The organism is Actinomadura pelletieri DSM 43383 (genome assembly GCF_003634705.1).
Taxonomy (GTDB): Bacteria; Actinomycetota; Actinomycetes; order Streptosporangiales; family Streptosporangiaceae; genus Spirillospora; species Spirillospora pelletieri.
This window is the reverse complement of sequence record NZ_RBWU01000002.1, coordinates 473,736-494,482: the sequence shown is the minus strand read 5'-3', so window position 1 is coordinate 494,482 and position 20,747 is coordinate 473,736. Positions and strand designations below refer to the sequence as shown.

The 20,747-nt window shown below is 69.2% G+C and carries 24 protein-coding genes; 17 read left to right on the top strand and 7 right to left on the bottom strand.

The features are described from left to right. Positions 1–3: 3 nt before the first annotated feature. From BZB76_RS09065 to BZB76_RS09055, 3 genes are all read right to left on the bottom strand, one after another. A complete protein-coding gene (locus tag BZB76_RS09065) occupies positions 4–1,089 on the bottom strand; it encodes an ABC transporter substrate-binding protein (protein WP_121433847.1) in 1,086 nt (361 codons plus the stop codon). 156 nt (positions 1,090–1,245) lie between these two features. After that, on the bottom strand, positions 1,246–2,529 hold the full coding sequence (locus BZB76_RS09060) for a M24 family metallopeptidase (protein WP_170180554.1): 1,284 nt from the start codon (positions 2,527–2,529) through the stop codon (positions 1,246–1,248). A gap of 432 nt (positions 2,530–2,961) precedes the next feature. Then, positions 2,962–3,564, bottom strand: coding sequence for a MarR family winged helix-turn-helix transcriptional regulator (locus BZB76_RS09055; protein ID WP_121433845.1), 603 nt, complete (start codon positions 3,562–3,564; stop codon positions 2,962–2,964). Between the two features lie 295 nt (positions 3,565–3,859). Between BZB76_RS09055 and BZB76_RS09050 the strand changes: the two genes are divergently transcribed. Genes BZB76_RS09050 through BZB76_RS09015 form a run of 8 tightly spaced genes read left to right on the top strand, consistent with a single transcriptional unit; the run spans position 3,860 to position 11,994 of the window. Then, positions 3,860–4,792, top strand: coding sequence for a VOC family protein (locus tag BZB76_RS09050; protein ID WP_121433844.1), 933 nt, complete (start codon positions 3,860–3,862; stop codon positions 4,790–4,792). Beyond that, complete coding sequence (locus BZB76_RS09045) at positions 4,789–5,598, top strand: aspartate dehydrogenase domain-containing protein (RefSeq protein WP_121433843.1); 810 nt, start codon at positions 4,789–4,791, stop codon at positions 5,596–5,598. The genes BZB76_RS09050 and BZB76_RS09045 overlap by 4 nt, the downstream gene beginning before the upstream one ends. A 1-nt stretch (position 5,599) precedes the next feature. Then, the gene (locus BZB76_RS09040) at positions 5,600–6,418 is read left to right on the top strand and encodes an alpha/beta fold hydrolase (RefSeq protein WP_121433842.1); all 819 of its coding nucleotides are present in this window, start codon (positions 5,600–5,602) and stop codon (positions 6,416–6,418) included. Beyond that, positions 6,415–6,921: a cupin domain-containing protein gene (locus BZB76_RS09035; protein ID WP_121433841.1), complete on the top strand. Its 507-nt coding sequence runs from the start codon at positions 6,415–6,417 to the stop codon at positions 6,919–6,921. The genes BZB76_RS09040 and BZB76_RS09035 overlap by 4 nt, the downstream gene beginning before the upstream one ends. Positions 6,922–6,929: 8 nt before the next feature. Beyond that, positions 6,930–7,718: an SDR family oxidoreductase gene (locus BZB76_RS09030; protein ID WP_121433840.1), complete on the top strand. Its 789-nt coding sequence runs from the start codon at positions 6,930–6,932 to the stop codon at positions 7,716–7,718. 25 nt (positions 7,719–7,743) lie between these two features. Beyond that, positions 7,744–9,378, top strand: coding sequence for a thiamine pyrophosphate-binding protein (locus BZB76_RS09025; protein WP_121433839.1), 1,635 nt, complete (start codon positions 7,744–7,746; stop codon positions 9,376–9,378). Continuing rightward, positions 9,375–10,868, top strand: coding sequence for an aldehyde dehydrogenase (locus BZB76_RS09020; protein ID WP_121433838.1), 1,494 nt, complete (start codon positions 9,375–9,377; stop codon positions 10,866–10,868). The genes BZB76_RS09025 and BZB76_RS09020 overlap by 4 nt, the downstream gene beginning before the upstream one ends. Positions 10,869–10,884: 16 nt before the next feature. Then, the gene (locus tag BZB76_RS09015; RefSeq protein ID WP_121433837.1) at positions 10,885–11,994 is read left to right on the top strand and encodes an FAD-dependent monooxygenase; all 1,110 of its coding nucleotides are present in this window, start codon (positions 10,885–10,887) and stop codon (positions 11,992–11,994) included. Between the two features lie 104 nt (positions 11,995–12,098). Here BZB76_RS09015 and BZB76_RS09010 read toward each other — a convergent pair whose 3' ends face one another. Beyond that, the gene (locus BZB76_RS09010) at positions 12,099–13,091 is read right to left on the bottom strand and encodes a hypothetical protein (protein WP_121433836.1); all 993 of its coding nucleotides are present in this window, start codon (positions 13,089–13,091) and stop codon (positions 12,099–12,101) included. 843 nt (positions 13,092–13,934) lie between these two features. On the opposite strand from BZB76_RS09010, the gene BZB76_RS34185 reads away from it, so the two are divergent. Beyond that, positions 13,935–14,459, top strand: coding sequence for a hypothetical protein (locus BZB76_RS34185; protein WP_147449381.1), 525 nt, complete (start codon positions 13,935–13,937; stop codon positions 14,457–14,459). A 167-nt stretch (positions 14,460–14,626) separates the two neighbouring features. On the opposite strand, the gene BZB76_RS09005 is transcribed toward BZB76_RS34185, so the two are convergent. Genes BZB76_RS09005 through BZB76_RS08995 form a run of 3 tightly spaced genes read right to left on the bottom strand, consistent with a single transcriptional unit; the run spans position 14,627 to position 15,254 of the window. Further along, positions 14,627–14,833: a hypothetical protein gene (locus tag BZB76_RS09005; RefSeq protein ID WP_121433835.1), complete on the bottom strand. Its 207-nt coding sequence runs from the start codon at positions 14,831–14,833 to the stop codon at positions 14,627–14,629. Continuing rightward, entirely contained in the window at positions 14,830–15,054 is a 225-nt protein-coding gene (locus tag BZB76_RS09000) for a hypothetical protein (RefSeq protein ID WP_121433834.1), read from the bottom strand. Before BZB76_RS09000 ends, BZB76_RS09005 begins: the two co-directional genes overlap by 4 nt. Then, the gene (locus BZB76_RS08995) at positions 15,051–15,254 is read right to left on the bottom strand and encodes a hypothetical protein (protein ID WP_121434581.1); all 204 of its coding nucleotides are present in this window, start codon (positions 15,252–15,254) and stop codon (positions 15,051–15,053) included. Before BZB76_RS08995 ends, BZB76_RS09000 begins: the two co-directional genes overlap by 4 nt. Positions 15,255–15,389: 135 nt before the next feature. Here BZB76_RS08995 and BZB76_RS34180 point away from each other — a divergent pair, with 135 nt between their 5' ends. The 8 genes from BZB76_RS34180 (at position 15,390) to BZB76_RS08950 (ending at position 20,448) form a co-directional block, all read left to right on the top strand. After that, positions 15,390–16,748 carry an NsdA family TPR-like regulatory protein gene (locus BZB76_RS34180; protein WP_147449380.1) on the top strand — a complete coding sequence of 453 codons (1,359 nt, stop codon included), beginning with the start codon at positions 15,390–15,392 and terminating at the stop codon, positions 16,746–16,748. Next, the gene (locus BZB76_RS34175) at positions 16,718–17,032 is read left to right on the top strand and encodes a hypothetical protein (protein ID WP_147449379.1); all 315 of its coding nucleotides are present in this window, start codon (positions 16,718–16,720) and stop codon (positions 17,030–17,032) included. Before BZB76_RS34180 ends, BZB76_RS34175 begins: the two co-directional genes overlap by 31 nt. 820 nt (positions 17,033–17,852) lie before the next feature. Then, complete coding sequence (locus BZB76_RS08975; RefSeq protein ID WP_121433830.1) at positions 17,853–18,263, top strand: hypothetical protein; 411 nt, start codon at positions 17,853–17,855, stop codon at positions 18,261–18,263. Beyond that, on the top strand, positions 18,260–18,595 hold the full coding sequence (locus BZB76_RS08970) for a hypothetical protein (protein WP_121433829.1): 336 nt from the start codon (positions 18,260–18,262) through the stop codon (positions 18,593–18,595). The genes BZB76_RS08975 and BZB76_RS08970 overlap by 4 nt, the downstream gene beginning before the upstream one ends. Then, entirely contained in the window at positions 18,592–19,068 is a 477-nt protein-coding gene (locus tag BZB76_RS08965) for a hypothetical protein (RefSeq protein ID WP_121433828.1), read from the top strand. Before BZB76_RS08970 ends, BZB76_RS08965 begins: the two co-directional genes overlap by 4 nt. Continuing rightward, entirely contained in the window at positions 19,065–19,421 is a 357-nt protein-coding gene (locus BZB76_RS08960; protein ID WP_121433827.1) for a DUF6907 domain-containing protein, read from the top strand. The genes BZB76_RS08965 and BZB76_RS08960 overlap by 4 nt, the downstream gene beginning before the upstream one ends. Further along, entirely contained in the window at positions 19,418–20,191 is a 774-nt protein-coding gene (locus BZB76_RS08955; RefSeq protein WP_170180553.1) for a DUF2637 domain-containing protein, read from the top strand. The genes BZB76_RS08960 and BZB76_RS08955 overlap by 4 nt, the downstream gene beginning before the upstream one ends. Before the next feature lie 29 nt (positions 20,192–20,220). Further along, on the top strand, positions 20,221–20,448 hold the full coding sequence (locus BZB76_RS08950) for a hypothetical protein (RefSeq protein WP_121433825.1): 228 nt from the start codon (positions 20,221–20,223) through the stop codon (positions 20,446–20,448). Positions 20,449–20,747 lie beyond the last annotated feature (299 nt).

Here is a 20,747-nt window from a genome sequence, read left to right as displayed (position 1 = left end):
CCGTCACTTGCGCAGCAGCCCGGCGACCTGCCGGTTGGCCTTCTCGTAGTCGTTCATCCACCAGTCGGCGTCGGCGGTCATCACGCCGCCGGCCTTCTGCGCGAGCTGGTGCAGGTCGGTCCCGGGCGTGGTGTGCAGGGGCCAGTCGAGGACCTCGTACGCGAGCTTGCGGCCCTGGTCGGTGGCGCTGAGCCAGTAGAGGAGAAGCTGCGCGGCGGACGGGGTCTTCGCCCCCTTGACGATCAGCCCGGCGCGCGGGACGACCGGCACCTTGACCGGCGCGTAGTCCACCGGCGCCTGGGACCGGCGCTGGCTCTCCCCGATCCTGATGCCGTAGCCGACGGGGAACTCGCCGCTGGCGACCTGGGTGCGGATCGCGGTCGGCACCGAGGCGAGCGAGACACGCCCGCGCTCCAGGAGCCGGGTGACGAACGACATCATCCCGTCGATGCCCATCCCGGCGGCGAGCGGGCTGAACACGTCGGGCAGGCCGGCGGTGACGATCTTGCCCCGCCACCGGTCGTCGAGCAGCTCGTCCAGCGTCTTGGGCGGGCCGTCCCCGACCGCCCCGGTGTTGTAGAGGATGGTGCGGGCGATCTCGGCGATGGTGATGCCGTTGTAGGACGCCCACACGTTCTTCGGGTCCACGCCCTCCATGGACCCCCAGTCCACGGACTGGACGAGTCCGGCGCCGCTGAGCTGCTTGACCACCAGCGGCGTCGTCACGAAGACGTCGATGGACGGCGCGACCTGCGCCTTCGACTCCTGGACGAGCTTGTTGGCGAACGCGGGGTCCGGTTCCCCGCTGACGAACTTGATGTCGATTTCCGCGCCGGTGTCGGCGCGCAACGCGCGGGACAGCTTGCGGGCGTGCGCGGGCGTGCGGGCGTCCGTGCTGACGAACAGCCGTACGGTGCCCTCCTTGGCGGCCTTGTCGGCCAGTCCCTTGAGGGACGCGGGCAGGGCGCCGCCGCGGGCGCCGGACGGGCCGTCGCCGCCGCCGCAGGCGACGAGGAGGCCGCTCGCCCCGACGGCCGCCACACCGGACAGGAAGGTGCGGCGGGTGAGCGCTGAGGAGTGGAGGGTCATGTCGGGACCACCTTGCCGAAGAGTGCCCGGGCGTTCCGGGGCCGTGGGGCTGGAAGGACGGGGGGCGGCGGGAGGAGACCGGAGGCCGGGGCCGGCGCGACGCGCGCGGCGCGCGCGGCGGCGCGGCCCCCGGTGCGGGCGGTGGAGTGCCGCGTCTCAGACGTCGACCGAGTTGAGGCGCGTGGAGACGGTGTTGAACTCGCGGCAGCCGGTCTCGGTCGCCGCGACGACACCGCCGACGACCGCGCCGTGCCGGCCGATCCGGGCGTCGGGCTGGAGCGAGAAGGTCATACCGGGCTGGATCTCGAAGTCGAAGAACGGGTTCGCGTGCCCGTCCGCGTGGGGGTACGTGTCGGCGAACGACGGGACGTGCTCGCGGATGCCGAGGGCCGAGCCGCCCCCGGACAGCAGCGGGTTGAGTGACGCGAACTGCGGCGTCAGATGCCACATCCCCGCCTCGGTGAGGGGCACCTCCATGGCCGCGCAGACGTCGCCGAACGTGGCGCCCGGCCGCAGCGCCGCCAGACCGGCCTCGTAGGAGGCGCGGGCGACCTCGGCGCAGCGCAGCGTCTCCGCGGGCGGGGCGCCGACCGTGAAGCTCATGTTGACGTGGGTGTTCAGCTCGGCGTAGTTCGGAAAGATCTCCGCCCACACCATGTCGTTGGAGCCGAGGACGCGGGCGGACTCGGGACGGGTCAGCCACGTCGGCTCACCCCAGGCGTAGTTGTCCAGCCCGGTCTGGAAGAGCATCCACGTCACGCGCATCCCACGGCGGAGCATCGCCGCGACGCCCTCGGAGTACACGGCGGTCTCGTCCACGCCGGGCCGCGCCACCGCCATCATCGCCTCGATCGCCGCGTCCCCGGCGGCGGCCGCGGTGGCGAGATGCTCCAGGTCCTGGTCGCTGCGCCGCGCCATGACCAGGCCGTAGTCGCGGGTGACGTCGACGAGTTCGGCGTCGGGGAGGCGTTCGCCGACGGCGTCCCAGATCGGCTTGGACACCCACCCGCCCGGGTAGAAGGGCGATCCGTAGCCGGCGCCGATCACGCCGATCCGGCCGGTCGCGAGTCCCTTCTCCCGGACGATCGCGGGCAGCAGTTCGGGTCCGGAGCCGACGCGGATGTCGTCGATCCAGGTGTCCAGCCCGCGCTCGCGGGAGAGCATGTGCTGCGCCGCGACCTGGGCGGCGAACGCGACCATCGTGGGCTCGCCCTCGCGGGGGACGACGAAGTGCTGGTAGCGGCGGTCGCGGAACAGGTACTGGCCCGCGTCGTAGCGGTCGCTGCGGTCGGCACCGAAGACCAGCAGGGCGTCGAGGCCCTGTTCGTCCATGAACTCGCGGGTGCGGCGCATCCGGAACGCGCGCTCGTCGTGCGGGCGTCCGGGGCCGTCCGCCGCGGTGTCCTTCGAGGCGGTCCCGGCGATGGTCTGGGTCGGCACGAATGCTCCTTTCGTGGTCCTCCGTGCGGCCGAGCCTGCGACGAGGCTGTGACCTGCCGGTCGGCCGAACGTTGCCGTGACCATAGACCGCGATATCTCAGATCCGCAAGACTTAGGGCATTAAAGCTTTGATCTGAGTTATTAACGGAGACAGGAACCGCATCCGGCACCGAAGGCCACAGCTGGGAAGTATGCCCAGTTCAGAGGGGTGTTCAGGATATGTGTCCTGGGTCGCGCTCGCGCCGCCGGGTCCACGGGCCGCGCCCGAGCGCGCCGTGGCGGCGAGGCGTTCCCTTCCGGCGCGGAGGTCGGCGGCGCGATCCCGTCCACCACCCACGGGACCGACGTCGGCGTCCTGACCTCGCACCGCCGCCCCACCTTCATGGCGGACGCCTCCCACCCTCGGCCCCGGCCACACCGGTCGCGGGCGGATCAGCTCAGTTCGCGGAGCCGGTGTTCGAGCTTGCGGAGCAGCCGGGCGAGTTCGTCCTGTTCCTCGGCGGTGAGGGTGTCGAGCATCTGACGCTCGCGCTCGAGATGGACGTCGATGATCCGGTCGATGAGCGCGAACCCTGCGGGCGTCAGCTCGGCGAAGACGCTTCTGCGGTCGTCGGTCGACCGGACGCGGCGGATCAGCCCGTCGCGCTCCATACGGTCGAGCCGCATGGTCATGCCGCCCGAGGTGAGCAGCGACGAGGCCGCCAACTCCCGCGCGGTCTTGCGGTAGGGCGGCCCCATCCGGCGCAGCGCGGCCAGCACGTCGAAGATCGACTGGTTGATCGAGTACTCGTCGTACAGCCGGTTGGACAGGTTGCGGACCAGCAGGCCGCAGCGGTTGACACGGCCGAGCACGGCGATGCTGCCCGGGTCGAGGCCCGGCCGTTCGGCCCGCCATTCGGCGACGATGCGCTCGACCTCGTCCGGCTCGTCGACGACCGCCTCCGGCGCGGAATCGACCGGGACGTCGGAGTCGGACGCGCCCGCCGTCTCACGGGACGTCTCGTCCGCGGAACGCTTGCCGGAACTTCGGGTCACGCGCGTGCCTGTCTAGGTGTCTGGGCCGGGAAGGATCGGGCGCCAACGATAACAGTCCGGGCTCGCGAAACAAAGCTTAGATAGAAGCTTTACGGTCCTGAACGTTCTTGGTCGGTCGGCCAGGCGCCCCACCCACGGCACGACGAGCGCACGACAGCGCCGCCCACAACACCGTCCCAGACGGGCCAGGACAAGCCCACCAGACCACGTCCGAACTCCGACGTCGCCCTCCAGAGGACTTGACCCAATATGTCTTAGTGCTTAATGATTCAGCCCTAAGGCAACCGGAGGTGACATGGACCAGCCCGTCGTACGACTCCACTCGCTGCGCTCGGTGCAGCTGAGCGTGCCGGACGTGCACGCCTGCACGGACTTCTACAGCGAGGTCTGGGGGCTCTCGGTCGTCGAACACGACACCGACGACGTGTGGCTGCGCGGCACCGGCCCCGACCACCACGTACTCCAGCTCTCCCGCTCGGAGCGCAACGCGCTCGGCCGGATCAGCTTCGCGGTCCGCACCGCCGCCGAGATCGACGAAGCCGCGCGCCGTCTTCGCGCACGCGGCGTGCCGCTGCTGCGCGAACCCGGCCCGCTCGACGACGCGGGCGGCGGCTACGGACTCCAGTTGGTGGACCCCGAGGGCCGCCGCGTCGAACTCAGCTGCGACGTCCACGCCGTCACCCCGATGAGCCGTGACCGGGCGGTGCCGGTGGGCGTCACGCACGTGGTGCTCAACACCGTCGACATCGACGCCGCCGTCGCCTTCTACACCGAGGTGCTCGGGATGCGGGTCTCCGACTGGTCGGAGCACCAGATGGCATTCCTGCGCTGCAACAGCGACCACCACAGCATCGCCTTCAACCAGGCGGCCTGGACCTCGGTCAACCATGTCGCCTACGAGATGGCGTCGATGGACCACTTCATGCGCGGCATCGGCTCGCTCAAGCACCACGGCATCACGCCGCTGTGGGGGCCGGGACGGCACGGTCCCGGTAACAACACCTTCTCCTACTTCGCCGACCCTGCCGGGCTGGTGTGCGAGTACACCTCCGACGTCGCGCAGGTCGTCGAGGACCAGTGGCTGTGCCGCGTCTGGCGGCGCGTGCCCGAGCTGGCCGACCTGTGGGGGACGGCGGGCCCGCCGTCGCGGGAGGTCCGCGCGCACATGGCGGGCATCGAGGACCGTGGCGCGTTCGCCGACGCGCCGGAGCGGGTGACCGCGCCGTGAGCACCACCCGGCACGACGCCCCCGCGCGGGTCGCGGTGATCGGCGGGGGCGCCATCGGAAGCGCCGTGCTCGCGGCCCTGCGCGAGGGACGTCTTCCCGGCGCCGAGCCCGTCGCGGTGGTCGACGGCCGCTCGTTTCCGGAAGCCGGAGTTCCGCAGGTCGACCTGGCCACGGCGCTCGACCGCGCCGACGTGGTCGTCGAGTGCGCCGGGCAGGCGGTCGTGGCGCGGAGCGCGGCCGACATCCTCGACCACGGGGTGGACCTGCTCGTCACCTCGGTCGGCGCGCTCTGCGATCCGGAGGTGGCGGACGCCGTCGCGGCCGCCGGGCCCGGTCGCCTCCTGCTCACCTCCGGGGCGGCCGGTGGCCTGGACATCCTCGCCGCGGCCGCCGCCCAGGCACCGCTGACCCGCGTCGCGGTGACCACCGCCAAACTGCCCGCCACGCTCGTCCAGCCATGGATGGACGAGCCGTCCGCCGCCCGCCTCCACGGAACCGACCGGCCCCTCGAGGTGTTCGCCGGCGGCGCCCGCGAGGCGGCACGCCTGTTCCCCCGCTCGCTCAACCTCGCCGCGACGGTCGGCTGGGCGGTGGGCGACCTCGACCTGGTCGAGGTACGGCTGGTGGCCGATCCCGCGGCCTCGCTGACCCGGCATGTCATCGAGGCCGGAGGGCCCGGCGGCGTCTACCGCTTCGAGATCCAGAACGTTCCGTCCCCGGAGAACCCGCGCACGAGCGGCGTGGTGCCCTACGCCGTCCTGCGCTCGCTCGCCGCGCTCGTCGGACGGCCCAGCGGGGTGATCTGAGATGACCGTGTCGTTCCGCCGCTCCGGTCGCGGCCCGGGAGCCCTCCTGCTGCACGGGATCGGATCGTCGGCCGCCTCCTTCGCGCCGCAACTGGACGCTCTCGGCGACGCCCTGACCATGGTCGCGTGGGACGCGCCGGGCTACGCCGGATCACCGGACCCCACACGTCCCCCCGGCCTCGACGGGTACGTCGACGAGGCCGCCGACCTGCTGCGCGCCGAACTCGGCCCGGACCCGGCCCACCTGGTCGGCGTGTCGTGGGGAGGCGTCATCGCCCTGCGCATGGCGGCGACCAGACCCGACCTGGTACGCGGCCTCATCGTCATCGGCGCCAGCCTCGGCTCCGGTACCGACCCCGAACGGACCGCACGGATGCGGGAGCGTCCGACCCGCCTGGCCCGCCTCGGTCCCGCGGAGTTCGCGCGCGAGCGCGGCCCCCGGCTCCTGTCGCCGAACGCCGACCGCGAACTGGTCGAGACCGTCGTCACCACCATGGCGGAAGCGGTGCGCCTCCCGGGTTACACCGCCGCCGCCGAGGCGATGGCATCGGCGGACCTGCGCCGCGACCTGGCCCGTATCTCGGCGCCGACCCTCGTCCTGGCGGGTGCCGAGGACACCGTCACCGGACCCGAACGGGCCCGCGAGATCGCGGCCGGTATTCCCGGCGCCGCGCTGGTGACGGTGCCCGGCGCCGGTCATCTCGCCAACCAGGAGCAACCCGCGATCGTCAACGCCTGGCTGCTCGCCTTCACCGGGATGGCCGACCGGCTCGGCCGTGGAACCCCGGACGTCACCACCGAACGAAAGGAAGCGTCATGACCCTGCGCTACGAGGACTCCGACCTCGCCGCCTTCACCGACTCCCTCATCCTCACCAGGGCCACACGCCAGGAGGACTGGGACACCCTCGGCTTCCAGGCCAAGGCCGGCGACCAGTTCCGCCGCGCGCAGATCCGCTACGTCGGTTCCGGCGCCACCGGCGACCATGAGGGAGACCGGCGCACGATCCCCTCGCGGGGCTTCACCTTCTCCAACATGCTGCTGCCGCCGGGCGCGGAGGGCCCGGAGCACACCCACCACGACGCCGAGGAGGCCTTCTTCGTCCTCGAGGGCGAGATCGAGGTGGGCATCCACCGGGACGGTCAGGTGGAGAAGCGCACGCTCGGCTACCGCGACATGATCGTGGTCCCGGCGGGCACGCCGCGCAGTCTGAAGAACAACGGTGGCACCGACGCCCTCTTCTGCGTGATCATCGGCACGCGGAAGCCGCAGGTGCCGACATATCCCGAGACGTCCGCCATGCACGGCGTCTCGCGGGACTGACCCGTCCCATGGACCTGCTGTTGCGTGACCGTACCTACCTCGTGACGGGCGGCAGCTCGGGGGTCGGGTTCGCGACCGTCGCCCTCCTCCTCGCCGAGGGCGCCCGGGTCGTCACCTGCGGACGCCGGACCCGCGAACTCCACTCGGCCGTGGAACGCCTGGACGGCCCCGCGGGACGGATCCTCGCCGTCACGTGCGACGTCCGCGACCCCGAGGCCGTGGAGGCGATGGTGGGAGAGGCCGTGGACGTCTTCGGTGGGCTCGACGGTGTGGTCAACAACGCCGGCCAGTCACGCATGGCCGGGCTCGACGACGTCGGCCTCGACGACTTCCACGACGAGTTCGACCTGAAGTTCGGCAGCGTTCTGAACGTCCTCGGGAACGCGCTGCCCTGGTTGGAGAGGTCGCCGGTCGCCGCGGTCGTCAACGTCAACGCGGTCCTGGCCAAGCAGCCGGAGCCGCGACTCGTCACGACCTCGGCGGCCCGCGCCGGCCTGCTCAACCTGACCAAGTCGATGGCGATCGAGTACGCCGCGCGCGGCGTCCGCGTCAACTCGGTCTGCCTGGGCCTGGTCGACACCGGGCAGTGGCGCCGCCGCCATGACGCGCTCGGCACGGACGAGACGTACGAGTCGTGGGAGCGCCGACTGGCCCGCGACCGGGGCATCGCGCTCGGCCGCTTCGGCACCGCCGACGAGGTGGCCTCGGCCATCGGCTTCCTGCTGTCACCGCGCTCGTCCTATGTCACCGGCGCCGCGCTCGACGTCTGCGGAGGCGTCGCCCGCGGCCTGTACTGATGCGACCCCCGACAGGAGAGACCCCATGACCCCGAGGAACGGCGGCGACCTGCTGGTCGACGTGCTGCGACGATTCGACGTCGACACGGTCTTCGGCTTGGTGAGCGTGCACAATCTGCCGCTGGTCGACGCCGTCGACCGGGAGCTGCGGTTCGTCCCTGTGCGGCACGAGGCGACCGCGGTCAACGCGGCCGACGGGTACGCCCGCGCCCGCGCCGGACTCGGCTGCGCGCTCACCAGCACCGGGACGGGCGCGGGCAACGCGGCCGGTTCACTGGTCGAGTCGCTCAGCTCCGGCACCTCGGTGCTGCACGTGACCGGCCAGATCGACACGCCCTACCTCGGTTCGGGACGCGGATTCATCCACGAGACCAAGGACCAGCCGGGAATGCTGGCCGCGGTCTCCAAGGCCGCGGCCACGATCGACAGCGCGACGACCGCCGGCGAGATCCTCCAGCACGCCGCGCGAACCGCCCTCACGGCTCCCGGCGGACCGGTGAGCATCGAATGGCCGATCGACCTCCAGTACGCCGAGCCCGGCCCACTCCCCCCACCACCCCACACCCGCGAGTCAGAAGCACCCGATCCAAGCACCATCACGGAGATCGCCAACCTCCTGACCAGGGCAAAGCGTCCCGCGATCTGGGCCGGCGGCGGGGCCGCCCGAGCCGGCGACCAACTACGACGCCTCACAGAAACGCTCGGGGCGGCCCTGTTCACCAGCAACTCCGGACGCGGCGCGGTGCCGGAAGACCACGAACTCTGCATCGGAAACTACGCCACCGCCCCCGCGGGTCGGGCCCTGCTGGCCGAAGCGGACCTGCTGCTGAGCATCGGCACGCACTTCCGCTCCAACGAGACGGCCACCTACACCCTGCCCGTCCCGGCCCAGCACGTGCAGGTGGACCTAGACCCGGCGGCCATCGGCCGGGTCTACCCCGTCACCCTGGGCCTCACCGCCGACGCCACCGCCTTCCTGGACGCCCTACTCACCCGGCTGGACACCGAGTCACACCCCTCCTGGACGAAACGCGTACGCGAAACAAGGGCCGCCGTGCGCGAGAACCACCGGACCGCCCTCGGCGACCACACCCTCTTCCCCGACGCACTGCGCAAGACACTGCCCCGGAACGCCGTGATCGCACGCGACGTCACGATCGCGTCGAGCTCGTGGGGCAACCGCCTCCTGGAAATCCACGACCCGCGCACCAACATCTTCCCCCGGGGCGGCGGAATCGGACAGGGCCTCGGCATGGCGATCGGCGCCGCCCTCGCCCGCCCGGACCTCCCCACCGTCGGTATCGTCGGCGACGGCGGGCTCGCGGTCCACTTCGGCGAGCTGATGACGCTGGTGCAGGAGGCGCCCTGGCTCGTCCTGCTGGTCTTCAACGACCGCGGCTACGGCGTCCTGCGCAACATGCAGGACGCGATGCGCCGCCCACACGCCGGCGTCGACCTCACGACCCCCGACTACAACACGGTGTGCGCGGGCCTGGGCCTCCCCCACCTCCGCGTCGCCGACCCCGGTTCCGTCGCACCCGCACTGGAACAGGCCGTAGGGCACCGAGGCCCGGTGCTGGTCGAGATCGACCTCACGTCGTACCCGCCCATGCCGAACCCCTTCACCCCGCCCGTGCACGTCCCTGGAGACCCGTCGTGACCGACCAGTTTTCCACCGGATCCCTCGCCCCACCGGGCCACATCCTCGTCGGAGGTGAGTGGGTCGAAGGCCACGGCGCCGAACTGATCTCCCACGATCCCGCCGACGGAACAGCCATCGCCGTCCTGCCCGCAGCAGACGCCACCGACGTCGACACCGCCGTACGCCGCGGCGACCAGGCCCGTTCGGCACGCGCCTGGCGGAACCTCCTGCCCCACCAACGGGCCCGCTACCTGACCCGCACCGCGGACCTGATCGAAGAACGAACCGAATACCTCGCGACGCTACAAAGCCGCGACAACGGAAAGCCCCTCACCGAGACCCGTCTCCTCGTCGCCAGCGCCGCCGGGACGTTCCGTTACGTGGCCGCCGTCCTGGAATCCCAGGAGGGGGCGATCCCGCCGTCCCGGGGCGACCACCTCGCCTTCTCGGTGCACGAGCCGATCGGCGTGGTCGGTGCGATCACCCCCTGGAACAGCCCGATCGCGTCCGAAGCACAGAAAATCGCCCCCGCCTTGGCCGCAGGCAACGCCGTCGTGGTCAAGCCCGCCCTGTGGACACCGCTCCTCGCGCTCGAACTCGGGGCCCTGCTCCTCGAAGCCGGCGTGCCCGAAGGACTGGTGAGCGTCCTCCCCGGCCCCGGCAACACGGTCGGCCAAGCCCTCGTGGAACACCCGGGCGTGGGACACATCTCCTTCACCGGCGGCACGAAGACCGGCCGGACACTGGCAGCAACAGCAGCCACTCGCCTAAAGACAACCTCACTTGAACTGGGCGGCAAGTCTCCCACGATCGTCCTACCCGACGCCGATCTGGACACCGCAGTGAACGGCGTCCTGTTCGGCATCTTCAGCTCACAAGGACAGTCCTGCATCGCGGGCTCGCGCCTGTTCGTCCACGAAACCGTGTACGACGAAGTGGTCTCACGCATCTCACAAAAAGCCGACCGGTTGCGCGTAGGCCACCCCCGCGCCGAGAACACCCAACTGGGCCCGCTCATCACCGCATCACATCGAGACACCGTCGAGTCCCATATCACCGACGCCATCACCGCGGGCGGCACCATCCGGGCAGGCGGGACACGTCCGTCCGACCCGTCCCTCAAAACGGGCAACTACCTGCGCCCGACGGTCATCGAGGGCCTCGCTCCCGACGCACGCGCGGTACGCGAGGAGATCTTCGGCCCGGTCCTGGTCGCCATGCCCTTCCGCGACGAGGAAGACCTGATCGCCGCGGCCAACAACACCGCATACGGCCTGGCCTGCGGCATCTGGACCCGGGACTTCCCACGGGCCTGGCGGCTGGCGCGCGCGATCGAGGCCGGGACGGTCTGGATCAACACCTACAAGCAACTGTCCATCGCCACCCCGTTCGGCGGCGTGAAGGACAGCGGCTCGTCGCGGGAGAAGGGCCTCGGCGCGATCCGCGCCTACCAGCGGCAGAAGAGCATCTACATGGGCATGTCCGGCCCGATCGCCTGGGCGGACTGAACCGAGGAGCGAACAGTTGAGCCAGCACATCGGCATCGTCGGCGGCGGCATCGGCGGCCTCGCGGCCGCCATCGCCCTGCGGGACCTGGGCCACGAGATCACGGTGTTCGAGCAGGCCCCCGAGTTCGGCCAGGTGGGGGCGGACATCAACCTCACCCCCAACGCCGTCCGCGCCCTCGACGGACTGGGCGTCGGCGACGCCGTCCGCGAGACCGCCGCACGCCCCACACACCGCATCAGCCGCACCTGGGACACCGGCGAGGAGACCTCACGGCTGGAGATGGGCGACACGGCCGAACGGAAATACGGCGCCCCCCAACTGACCATCCACCGCGCCGACCTACTCTCCGCCCTCGAACAGACACTCCCCCCGCACGTGATCCACCACGGCCACCGCCTGACAAAACTCCGCGAAGCCACCCAACTGACCTTCGAGCACACGGAAACCAACGTCGACGCCACGATCGGCGCGGACGGAATCCACTCCAGCGTCCGCACCGCACTCTTCGGCAAGGAGAACCCCGAATTCACCGGAGTCGTGGCCTACCGCGCCGTCGTCCCCACCGAAAAACTCGACGTCCCGAACCTCGGCGCCTTCACCAAGTGGTGGGGCCCGGACCCGTCAACACAAATCGTGACCTTCCCCCTCAACCAAGGAAAGGACACCTTCATCTTCGCAACGACACCCCAAGAAAGCTGGACGGAAGAATCATGGACCGCACCGGGCGACGTCGAAGAACTACGAACGATCTACAAAGAATTCCACCCGGAGGCCCGCGCCCTACTCGACGCCTGCGACACAGTCCTCAAATCCGCCCTCTACGTACGCGACCCGCTGCCCCGCTGGTCGGAAGGCCGAGCCACCCTCCTCGGTGACGCGGCCCACCCGATGATGCCGTTCATGGCCCAAGGCGCCGCAATGGCCATCGAAGACGGCGTCGTCCTGGCCCGCGCATTCGCCGCCCACCCCCACGACATCGAACAGGCCCTCAAAACCTACGAGGCCGCCCGCCTCCCCCGAACCAGCCGAGTCCAACTAGGCTCACGCGGCAACACCTGGCTGAAATCCACCGCCGACGCCGACTGGGTCTACGCCTACAACGCCTGGACCACCCCCCTCCCCTAACCAAAGCCGCTGGCCAGAGCCCCTGACCAGAGCCCCTGACCAGCGGCTCCACACCTATCAGGACCTACTCGATCCCGCTTTGCAGGCTCGTCACTTGCGACGGGTCACACTTCGGGCCGCTCCGTGACCACGAAGCTCGTACCGGCGAGCACCTCACCGACGGGTGTGTCAGCCCACGCCGCGAGTCTTTCGGGCTTCTCGGCGCTGAGGTCCAACAGTTCGGCGATCTCGGAGGCGGCCGGCCGGGTCGCGAGGACGCATCTCACGATGGGCTCTCCGGTCGCACTGGTCGGCTCTTCTTCCTCTGGATCGTCGGGTACCCAGAGGCAGACTTCGACAGTCCACGCGTCTTGGCGGGGACGATGAAGCTGCGATGCGTCGATTGCCAGGTAGTACCCCTCAGGGCCGTCCGGCTCATCGAGGATCGCAAGATTTGCCGCCTCGAACTCGGCCGTACCACCTCGGTACCGCGCGAAGGCGTCGGCGAGCACTCTCAGGTCGGCCACCGCTTCCTCGCGCTGCTCCTGGGTGATCCCGGTCTCCAAACGGTTCAAAGACTCTCGGGTCCACTGACCTAGCTCTGGAACGTCGCCTTCGAAGGTCACGAAGGGAGAATCGAAATCCCAGTACCGTCGTTCATCCGTCTCCGGCGCTTCGATCCCCTCAGAGAATTCGGCCAGCGCGTATCTCAACTCGCGGGCTTCGGCCGCCAACTCCGCCTCGATCGCTGTACGGACCGGACCGGGCACTGCCGCCATCGCGGTATCCAGGTCCGTCAGCGCCTGCCACAGAAGCAGCTTGACGAGTTCGTACCACAGGCTGTGCACGCCCTCGAGCAGCCCGGGACGAGCGTTGCGGTCTGTCAGGGCTGCGATATGACCGCCGGGGTAGCGCCGAAAACGGCCATCGCGCTTGTCATGGACGCTTACGGGAACGGTGACGAGCGCGGAAACTCGGTTGAGCGCATCGACGATCGGCGCCGCGAGAGCCGCGTCGGCGAGGCTCGTCACGGTCGACGAAGTGACACCGGCCTGCCCCCGATAGGTCGCCAGAACCTGCACTTTTCCACGGTTGGGGTGCTGCGAGTAAATCGTCATGAGATCCCCTCAGCCGACGTGCCCTCATCAGGGCACGCCGACGCCAGAGTGTTTAACCGGAGAAAGGCGGTGGCGAAGGTGCTTTCCGACGCTCCATGCCTCAAGAGACTCGGCGGTGGCTCAGGCACGATCCCAAGCTCCTTGCCAGCTTCAAAGCTAACCCACGCCCACCCCCACCACAACCCCTTCACTCACAAAGCCAACAGCCCCCACCCCACGGGGACAGCAAGACCGTAACCGTCAGTGGACTTGACAGACCTCCACCCGAACCTCAAAGTGCAGGTCAGAGCACTGAAAGACGTTGAACAGAACAGATCCGACTTCAGACCCCCGCTCCTATGCGAGAACCCCTCACCGACGGATGCTCAGCCCACGCCGCAATTTCCAGGCATCTCGGTTACTGAAGTTCGGCAGGTCGGCCGTCTTGAAAGTGATTCTTAAGTCCCACAACCCACCTGGAGGTAGAGAAGTCGAACAGCGCCGACATGTCGTTGTGAGCCATGACCATCTGAGCATCCAGCGGCAGACCTCAACTCTCTCCAGACATCACGGCACCGCGGTGAGCCGGCCCGCGATGGGCCGTTACTGCTGAACGTCCATCGGGATCATGCTCGCACTCAGGTGATACCCACCCTCAAGCAAGCCGCTGCTCATCGTCGTCCTCCCAGGCAGGACACGATCAAGCTGCCTGTACTTGATCGCGTAGTTCCGAGAGTCACAAGTCGGGTTCCGGTCCGCAGTTGATCGCCAGCGCATACGCGGGCCGGAACCCAGAATCGGGGCCCGCGTCGGTGCCGCCACGAACGGCGGCGCCACCCGATAGCCATCTGGCACCATCCGAGTATGACCACCGCCTCACCGCATGACGCGGATTTCATGCTTGCCGCCGCACTCGACGGGTTCGGGGCCGCGCGTGACCGGTTCCTCGCCGCGTCGACCATACGGAATGCGCTGGCGGTAAAGGTGTTCGTCCCGTTAACCGAAGCATTGTGGTGGACGGTGACCGTCGACGACGGCTTCGAGGCCAGAGTCGCGAACCTCGGAGCATTCAGGCAGGCACGCAATGCCGATACGGACGGAAAGACGGTGCGGGGACTGCGGTGGGTCCGAAACCGGTGCGGGCATCAGCGAGCGCTCGCCGCCGACTATGGCGGCGGGATCAGTTACCCGAGGAGTCTCCCGAAGGCGTTTCCAGCATGGACGTTCCGTTGGAGGCCGGTCGCCGAACTACCGTCCCCACCTTCGAGCGTCAACGACAAGGCACTTGAGGCGGAGTACGTTCAGCACCTAGCCGGACAACCGGCCGCAGAGACACTCGACGCTGCGGCCCGCTGGTTCGAGGCGGAACGACAGCGTCAAGGGTTCTAGATGGTGCCCTGGGCGTGCCGGTCGCAGGGTGAGCTGTGGGGGGACAGTACGTCCGCGACTGGCACGGTTTGGAACGGGGTGGCGTGCCCGTACCTCGGGACATTTGCCGGGCACGCCACCTTTTACCCGCAACCCCGGCCGCCGCCTTGCCACCAGGGCCGCGGGAATCAGGAGAACAGGAACCGCGTGGCGACCTCCAGCGGTTCGACGGCGGGCAGGAACAGACGTCGAACTCGGCCGTGGACGGTGCCGCGCCACCATCCCGGCTCGTCGTCGAGCCGGTAGTAGACGCCCACGGTCCGGCCGACGTCGGGGTCGGTGATGACGTACGTCCCGTCCTCGCCATCGACCTCATAGCCGGAATCGCGGGTCATGATGCTCTCCGCCTCGCCGCCATGATGGCTTCGCCGAGCCGGTCGGGCGTCGCGCCCTCGACGAGGCGGGCGTCGTCGACGAGGGCCCACCATTCGCGGGTGAAGTACCCGAACCACACCGTCCTGGCGCCGTATCGGGCCTGGATACGACGGGCCTCGGCGACACGGATCGGTACGGGGTCAATGCGGGCCGTGTCGTCGGACAGCCGACCACCGATCACCGGGTCACCGCCCGGATCTGCTCGGCAAGCTGCTCGGGGGTGTCCGCGTCGACGCTCGCCTCTCGATTGAGGTCCTCCCGAAGGAGTGGCCCGCGGGTCGCCCACCACCGGCCACGGTCGGAGTGAATGATGGACCAGCCGGGAAACTCCGCCTTGAGCCGGGCTTGAGCGTCGGCTGCGCTTGTTGGGGTCGAGGTCATCGAGATCACCCTTACGATGCACGTTTAAGCGGTCACCCTTAGTGAATCTGTGGCGGGCGCCACACATCCAGGGGAGACTCTGAGAGAAGAAAGGGAGCGATGGGGAGTCGCTCCAGGCGAGAGGTGCATCGCAACATGTCCGCCGAGAAAAAGATCATCGGCGCGCGCCTACGGGCGGCCCGCGAAGAAGATCCGTACTGGTCGCGCGGCGACCTGGCGCGGTTACTGCGCGCGGCTGCGACCGACGACGAGCGGCGTTTGATCGCGCATGTCCCAAGCCTCACCGACATGATCAAGCAGTGGGAGGCGGGCCGCTCGACACCTGGCCCCCGATACCGCCGTCTCTACGCCCGGGCCCTCGGCAGGACCGAGGCCGAACTGTTCGCGGAGGCGGCGGCGCCTGGTGAGCACCGCACTCGCACGCAACCGGTGCCGCCCTCGGGGGACAAGGTGCGTGGCGATACAGACCGGCGGGACCTGTTGCTGAGTAGTGCCGTTACGGCGGGCGCCGCGATCGTTGGCCTACCCGTCGTCACCCTCGACCCTGATGAGTGCCCAAATGCCGCAGTCGTGGCCGAGTTACGTCGGCTCGTTGACCTGCATCGAGACTGGCTCTATGAGCATGGTGCGTCCGTTGAGGTTCAGCATGGCGTCGCCAGGCTCCTCAAACGCAGCAGCAGCCTGCTGCCGCACGCGCGGAACGACGTCATGCGCCGGGATCTGCTCGGCGTCATCTCCGATGTCTCCGGTGTAGCCGCCTACACATGCCGCGACCTCGGGCTCCACGACGTGGCTGGCCAGCACTACGTCGTGGCCGTCCAAGCCGCAATGGCGGCGGGCGATCGGAACCTCGCGGGTCACCTGGTCGTCCGTATGGCGGGTCATCAGGTGGAGCGTGCAGATGCGGACCAGATCCTCGCGCATCTGCAGGCCGCCGCCGCCATCGGCCGCTTTACGCCCCGCCAGGTCAGCAACCAACACGCCCTGGCGGCCTGGGCGCACGCAATGAGGGGTGATGCCTCGCGAGTGAGACGACTGGTCGGCGAAGCGGAGGACGCGTTCTCCGCGCCCTCACCGCTTCAAGGCGCAGCGAGATGGGAGTCGCGGCACGGACAGGAGTCTGAACTGTTCAGCCTGACCGGTGCGGGATTCGCGACCTTGTCCGTTCTCAAGGCCAGTGCCGCTCCCGAGGCGATCTCACGGCTGACCCGAGCTCTGGAGCTCAGAGGGGGCGGCTTCTCCCGAAACACGATCCTCGATCACCTCTCGCTGGCCGACGCGTACTTGAACGCGCACGAGCTGCGCCCGGCCGTGGAGGCAACCTCCACGGCATTGCGGCTGAGCGAGGTCGGCTCGTCGCGCCTGGTCTCAGAGCGCCTTCTGGCCACCTCGGGCCGCCTCCGGCGTCATAGCCGCAATCCCGACATAGCTGATCTGATCGATCTGATCAACAAGGAGCATCGTTGGAAGACCCGCGCATCTCAGACCTGCTGACGTTGGGTCGGCGAATCTGGGCCGATCAGCCCTCCATGGAGTTGCCGCACGTTGCCGTTGCGGCGTGCACCGTCACCGGTGACATTGCCCGCGTCGCCCGCGACGAGCTTGAAGGCGGCGGAGACCGGGCGGATCTCGGCCGGGAACTCGGCAACCTGATCCTCTCTGGCGTGCGCTGGGCATCGGACCTGGGTCTCGATCCCGCCGAGTGTGTGGCAGCGGCTGCGGAGGCACAGCGTCAATACGTCGAGTCGCGGGCCTCCGAACGGAACTCCTCCGCGTGATCCGCGGCATCCACCAGCCGGAAAGGGAGGGGCTTGGCGTCCTCGCGATCGGCGTCGAGGTTCTCCCTGCGGACCGTCCGGGCTAGGCGTAGGCTGAACCCTGCGATGCACCGGTGCCCCGCCACCCTCACGACGAGGGAGACAGGGCGCCAGTCCTTCCCCAGGGGTCGACCGGCGTAGGAGTCGCTGACGCTCTGTGCCGCGGTGGGCACTGCAGGTACCCAACCGACAACCCGCACCGGCAGGGGGCGTGGGGGCCGAGTTCCCACATCGGGGGGCCAGGGTCGCCCCGGATGGGCATGTCCAATGCGGAAAGCGACGAAGTCGCTGACGTCCAAGGCCGCGGTGGGCACTGCAGGTACCCAACCGACAACCCGCACCGGCTGGGGGTGTGGGGGCGGAGCCCCCGCATCGGGGGTCCGGGGGGCGCCCCCCGGATGAAATGACGAAGGGCCGGCGGGGAAAGCGACGAAGTCGCTGACCACGCTGGCCCCAGGTCCGAGTGGAGGTGGCGGGAATCGAACCCGCGTCCTTCCAACGCTGCTGTTGGCCGTCGTTGGCCGTCGTTGGCCAAGGTTGCCCTGACCTGTATTTCGGCACCCCACAACCGTTGGGTGACGCTGAATATCATTGGCTGTCCTAAGCCATATTCCGGGTGTAAAAGAGGCGTGTCGGACGCGCCCGCCCGCGCTCCCCCGATCAAGGCGCAGCGTTCGTGATCCATCTCGAACGCCCGCAGCCATCCCAAACATAAGGCGGGCCCGGACGCGGTGATCAAAGCACCGGCCGGACCCTTGATCGGAAACGGAGCTTCCGACCCATGGGAGATCTTCCCACGAACGGCCTGATGGCCGAGACGAGCAACACCACGAACGGACTCACCCGAGACCAGCGGAACGATCTGCGCGAGGACCTGATTGGTGTCCTGGTCGCGCACGGCCTGATCGGCGGTTCCGAGTCGGTCACGATGAACGTCAGCAACATCATGCAGGGCGGCGAGTTCGCCGGGGTGGCGATCTCCGGCATGGCCTACCAGCGTCCCGAGCAGCTGCCCCCCGCGTCCGAGTGCACGCGGACGGACGGTGACCCGTTGGTCGCCGCGATCAAGCGGGCGGAGGTCGCCTCGGCACCGGCCTGGACGCGTGAGCAGTACGACGCCTGGATAAAGTCCGAGGTCGACCTGGACGAGATCGCCGACGCGGTCGCCGTCAGGGCGGAGGCCCCGGCGTGACCGAACTCAGCCACGAAACCAACGAGCTGGTCCTCGCGGTCCTCAACGCGATCGTCATCCCGCACGCGGCGACCGCCGCGCACGACCAGACCCGTACCCGGATCCTGCTGTCCCGGGTCGCGCACCTGCAGTTCACGCTGGAGACGCTGCTCGGTTCGGCGTGCCCGGACGTCCACGACGCCGCACAGACCTTGGAGGAGAAGCTCGCCGAACACCCGCCGATCGGCTACGTCACCAACAAGGAGGCCCGGCGGCGTTGCGCGGCGGGCGCCACGTGGGCGGAGGCCGTGTCCCTGGACTACCGGCCCGGCGTGGGGGAGGACCGGTCATGACCGCGACTCCGCTTGACCGGTTCACCCGGTCCACGCAGGGCGACGTCTCCTGGGAGTTCGCCAACCTCGATGTGCCGGGCGGGTGTGACCGGTTCGAGTGGTGCGGCGGTCCGTGCGGCCCGTTGGCGCCGGGTGCGCTCGGTGATGCCCATGGCCGCTACATCGCGTCGGCGCTGCGGGAGTCGAGCGGCGACCTTGTGGAGGTGGCCGTGGGGCAGTGGAAGGCCGACCCCGCGCAGCCGTGGTACCTCGGTGGGTGCGCGGGCGCCTACGACAACCGGGACCGGGAACCGCGGGTGATCCTCGACGTCTCCCCCAGCGACCTTGAGCGGTCCACGCGGGTGTTCCTCAAGGTCGGTGACGCTGCGGCGGTCGCGTCGGGTCTGCGTGCGGTCGGTCACGACCGGTTCGCCGATGCGCTCGACAACGCGGTGAAGTTCGCGCGCACGATCGGCGAGGGGAGCAAGCGATGACGATCAACGACGAGCGCCCGTTCTGGCTGACCGAGCCGTGCCCGGCCTGGTGCGTGGTGGAGCACCTTGACGTCGACCCCGTCGAGGATCGTGTGCATGAGGGCACGTCCGGGACGGTCACACTGTCGCTGGAGGAAGCGCGGTACGTCGAGCACCCGCAGACCCGCGAAGCCTACGGAGTGCCGATCCGGCTCGACATCAGTGTGCAGCAGGGGTACCGGGAAACCGAACCGCGTCTGCTGCTCTGGTACGTCGACACGGAGGGGAACACCCAGAGCCGGACCATGACGCTCGGCGAGGCGGAATCGTTCGCAAACGGGATCCTGGACGCGGTGAAGGCGGCCCGGTCGTGAACGGGGATCGGGTGATCCGGGCGGGCCTGGTGGTCTCGCTCGGCGTCGTGACCCTGATCGCGATCGGTGTGTCCTACAAGCATCTGTACGACCTCGCCGACTCCAAGGGCGAGAGCGGCGCGACCGCTGTAGTCCTGCCGGTCACGGTCGACGGGCTGATCCTCGCGACCAGTCTCGTGATCGTGAACGCGGCGCGGCACCGGTCGCGACCGCCGGTCCTGGCGTGGCTGATGCTGCTCGCGGGGATCGGCGCGACGCTCGCCGGGAACGTGGCGCACGGGATCGAGCATGGCTGGGCGGGGTCGGTGGTCGCGGGGTGGCCCGCGGTGGTCGCGGCCGGTTGCTTCCATTTGGTGATCGGTGAGATCAAACGCGGTCGCGGGGCTGAAAGCGATGTTAAGGACGACATGGCTTTCAGCGATCTCGACGAGCCGTGGTCGGATGACCGGCCGGTCGGGATCGAACTGTGGGACGACCTCGCGACCGCTCCCCCGGCACCCGCCGACCCGGTCGCGACCGGTACCGCGCTCGATCGCTGGTTCGACGGCACCGAGCCGACGACTGTCGCAGATCTGCGACAGTCCGAGTCGACGGAGCGTGAGGCCGTGACCACCGATCCCGAGGTGGCGGCGGCGGTCGCGACCGCTCGGGAACGGTTCGCCGATGACCTCGCGGCCGGTCGCGTCCCCTCCATCCGGGCGATCCGCCGACAGTGCAAGGTCGGGTACCCGCGCGCCGTCCAGGTCCACGAGGCCCTCAGCGGAACCTGACACAACCAACCACGAAAGAGAGGCAAGGCATGGCCAAACGAGAACTGGTCGACTTCCAGCTCTACCGCAAGAACGGCGTCGCCGTAGGTGAGCGGATCTCGACAAGCCTCGACACGAGCAACCCGGACGACATCGCCACATTCTTCGGCGAGGTGATCCACCGGGACTGGGACACCAAGTCGCCGCGCCCGGAGGACTACCGGCTGCAGGTCTGGCGACACGGCTCGGATGAGGTGATCCTCACTTACCCGACCTGAGCGCCGGAGTGTTAAGAGGCCCTGCCCGGTCGCCTGACCGGGCGGGGCTTCCACATGTGTGGGGAGGCCCGAATTCCTGGTCGGCCGGGGGACCGCATAGTCCGCACTGTGCGGACCGCACAGTCGAGAGGCCACGGTTGTCGAGTCCCAACGCGCAGCCGCGCGCACGTGCGCGCGAGAGTAGCCCGAAAGTCCGCACAGTCAAGGCCCAAGAGTGCGGCCGGTCGCATCCGGAATCCGGTTGGGCTAACTGTGCACTGCACAGTGCACAGTTCGGCGGCGAGACCCCGATGCGGCCC

What these genes read in the sequence shown, in the direction of transcription:
- BZB76_RS09065 (WP_121433847.1), bottom strand. Translation starts at nt 1,089, where the DNA reads ATGACCCTCCACTCCTCAGCGCTCACCCGCCGCACCTTCCTGTCCGGT.
- BZB76_RS09050 (WP_121433844.1), top strand. Translation starts at nt 3,860, where the DNA reads ATGGACCAGCCCGTCGTACGACTCCACTCGCTGCGCTCGGTGCAGCTG.
- BZB76_RS09040 (WP_121433842.1), top strand. Translation starts at nt 5,600, where the DNA reads ATGACCGTGTCGTTCCGCCGCTCCGGTCGCGGCCCGGGAGCCCTCCTG.
- BZB76_RS09035 (WP_121433841.1), top strand. Translation starts at nt 6,415, where the DNA reads ATGACCCTGCGCTACGAGGACTCCGACCTCGCCGCCTTCACCGACTCC.
- BZB76_RS09030 (WP_121433840.1), top strand. Translation starts at nt 6,930, where the DNA reads ATGGACCTGCTGTTGCGTGACCGTACCTACCTCGTGACGGGCGGCAGC.
- BZB76_RS09025 (WP_121433839.1), top strand. Translation starts at nt 7,744, where the DNA reads ATGACCCCGAGGAACGGCGGCGACCTGCTGGTCGACGTGCTGCGACGA.
- BZB76_RS09010 (WP_121433836.1), bottom strand. Translation starts at nt 13,091, where the DNA reads ATGACGATTTACTCGCAGCACCCCAACCGTGGAAAAGTGCAGGTTCTG.
- BZB76_RS34185 (WP_147449381.1), top strand. Translation starts at nt 13,935, where the DNA reads ATGACCACCGCCTCACCGCATGACGCGGATTTCATGCTTGCCGCCGCA.
- BZB76_RS09005 (WP_121433835.1), bottom strand. Translation starts at nt 14,833, where the DNA reads ATGACCCGCGATTCCGGCTATGAGGTCGATGGCGAGGACGGGACGTAC.
- BZB76_RS08995 (WP_121434581.1), bottom strand. Translation starts at nt 15,254, where the DNA reads ATGACCTCGACCCCAACAAGCGCAGCCGACGCTCAAGCCCGGCTCAAG.
- BZB76_RS34180 (WP_147449380.1), top strand. Translation starts at nt 15,390, where the DNA reads ATGTCCGCCGAGAAAAAGATCATCGGCGCGCGCCTACGGGCGGCCCGC.
- BZB76_RS08975 (WP_121433830.1), top strand. Translation starts at nt 17,853, where the DNA reads ATGGGAGATCTTCCCACGAACGGCCTGATGGCCGAGACGAGCAACACC.
- BZB76_RS08965 (WP_121433828.1), top strand. Translation starts at nt 18,592, where the DNA reads ATGACCGCGACTCCGCTTGACCGGTTCACCCGGTCCACGCAGGGCGAC.
- BZB76_RS08960 (WP_121433827.1), top strand. Translation starts at nt 19,065, where the DNA reads ATGACGATCAACGACGAGCGCCCGTTCTGGCTGACCGAGCCGTGCCCG.
- BZB76_RS08950 (WP_121433825.1), top strand. Translation starts at nt 20,221, where the DNA reads ATGGCCAAACGAGAACTGGTCGACTTCCAGCTCTACCGCAAGAACGGC.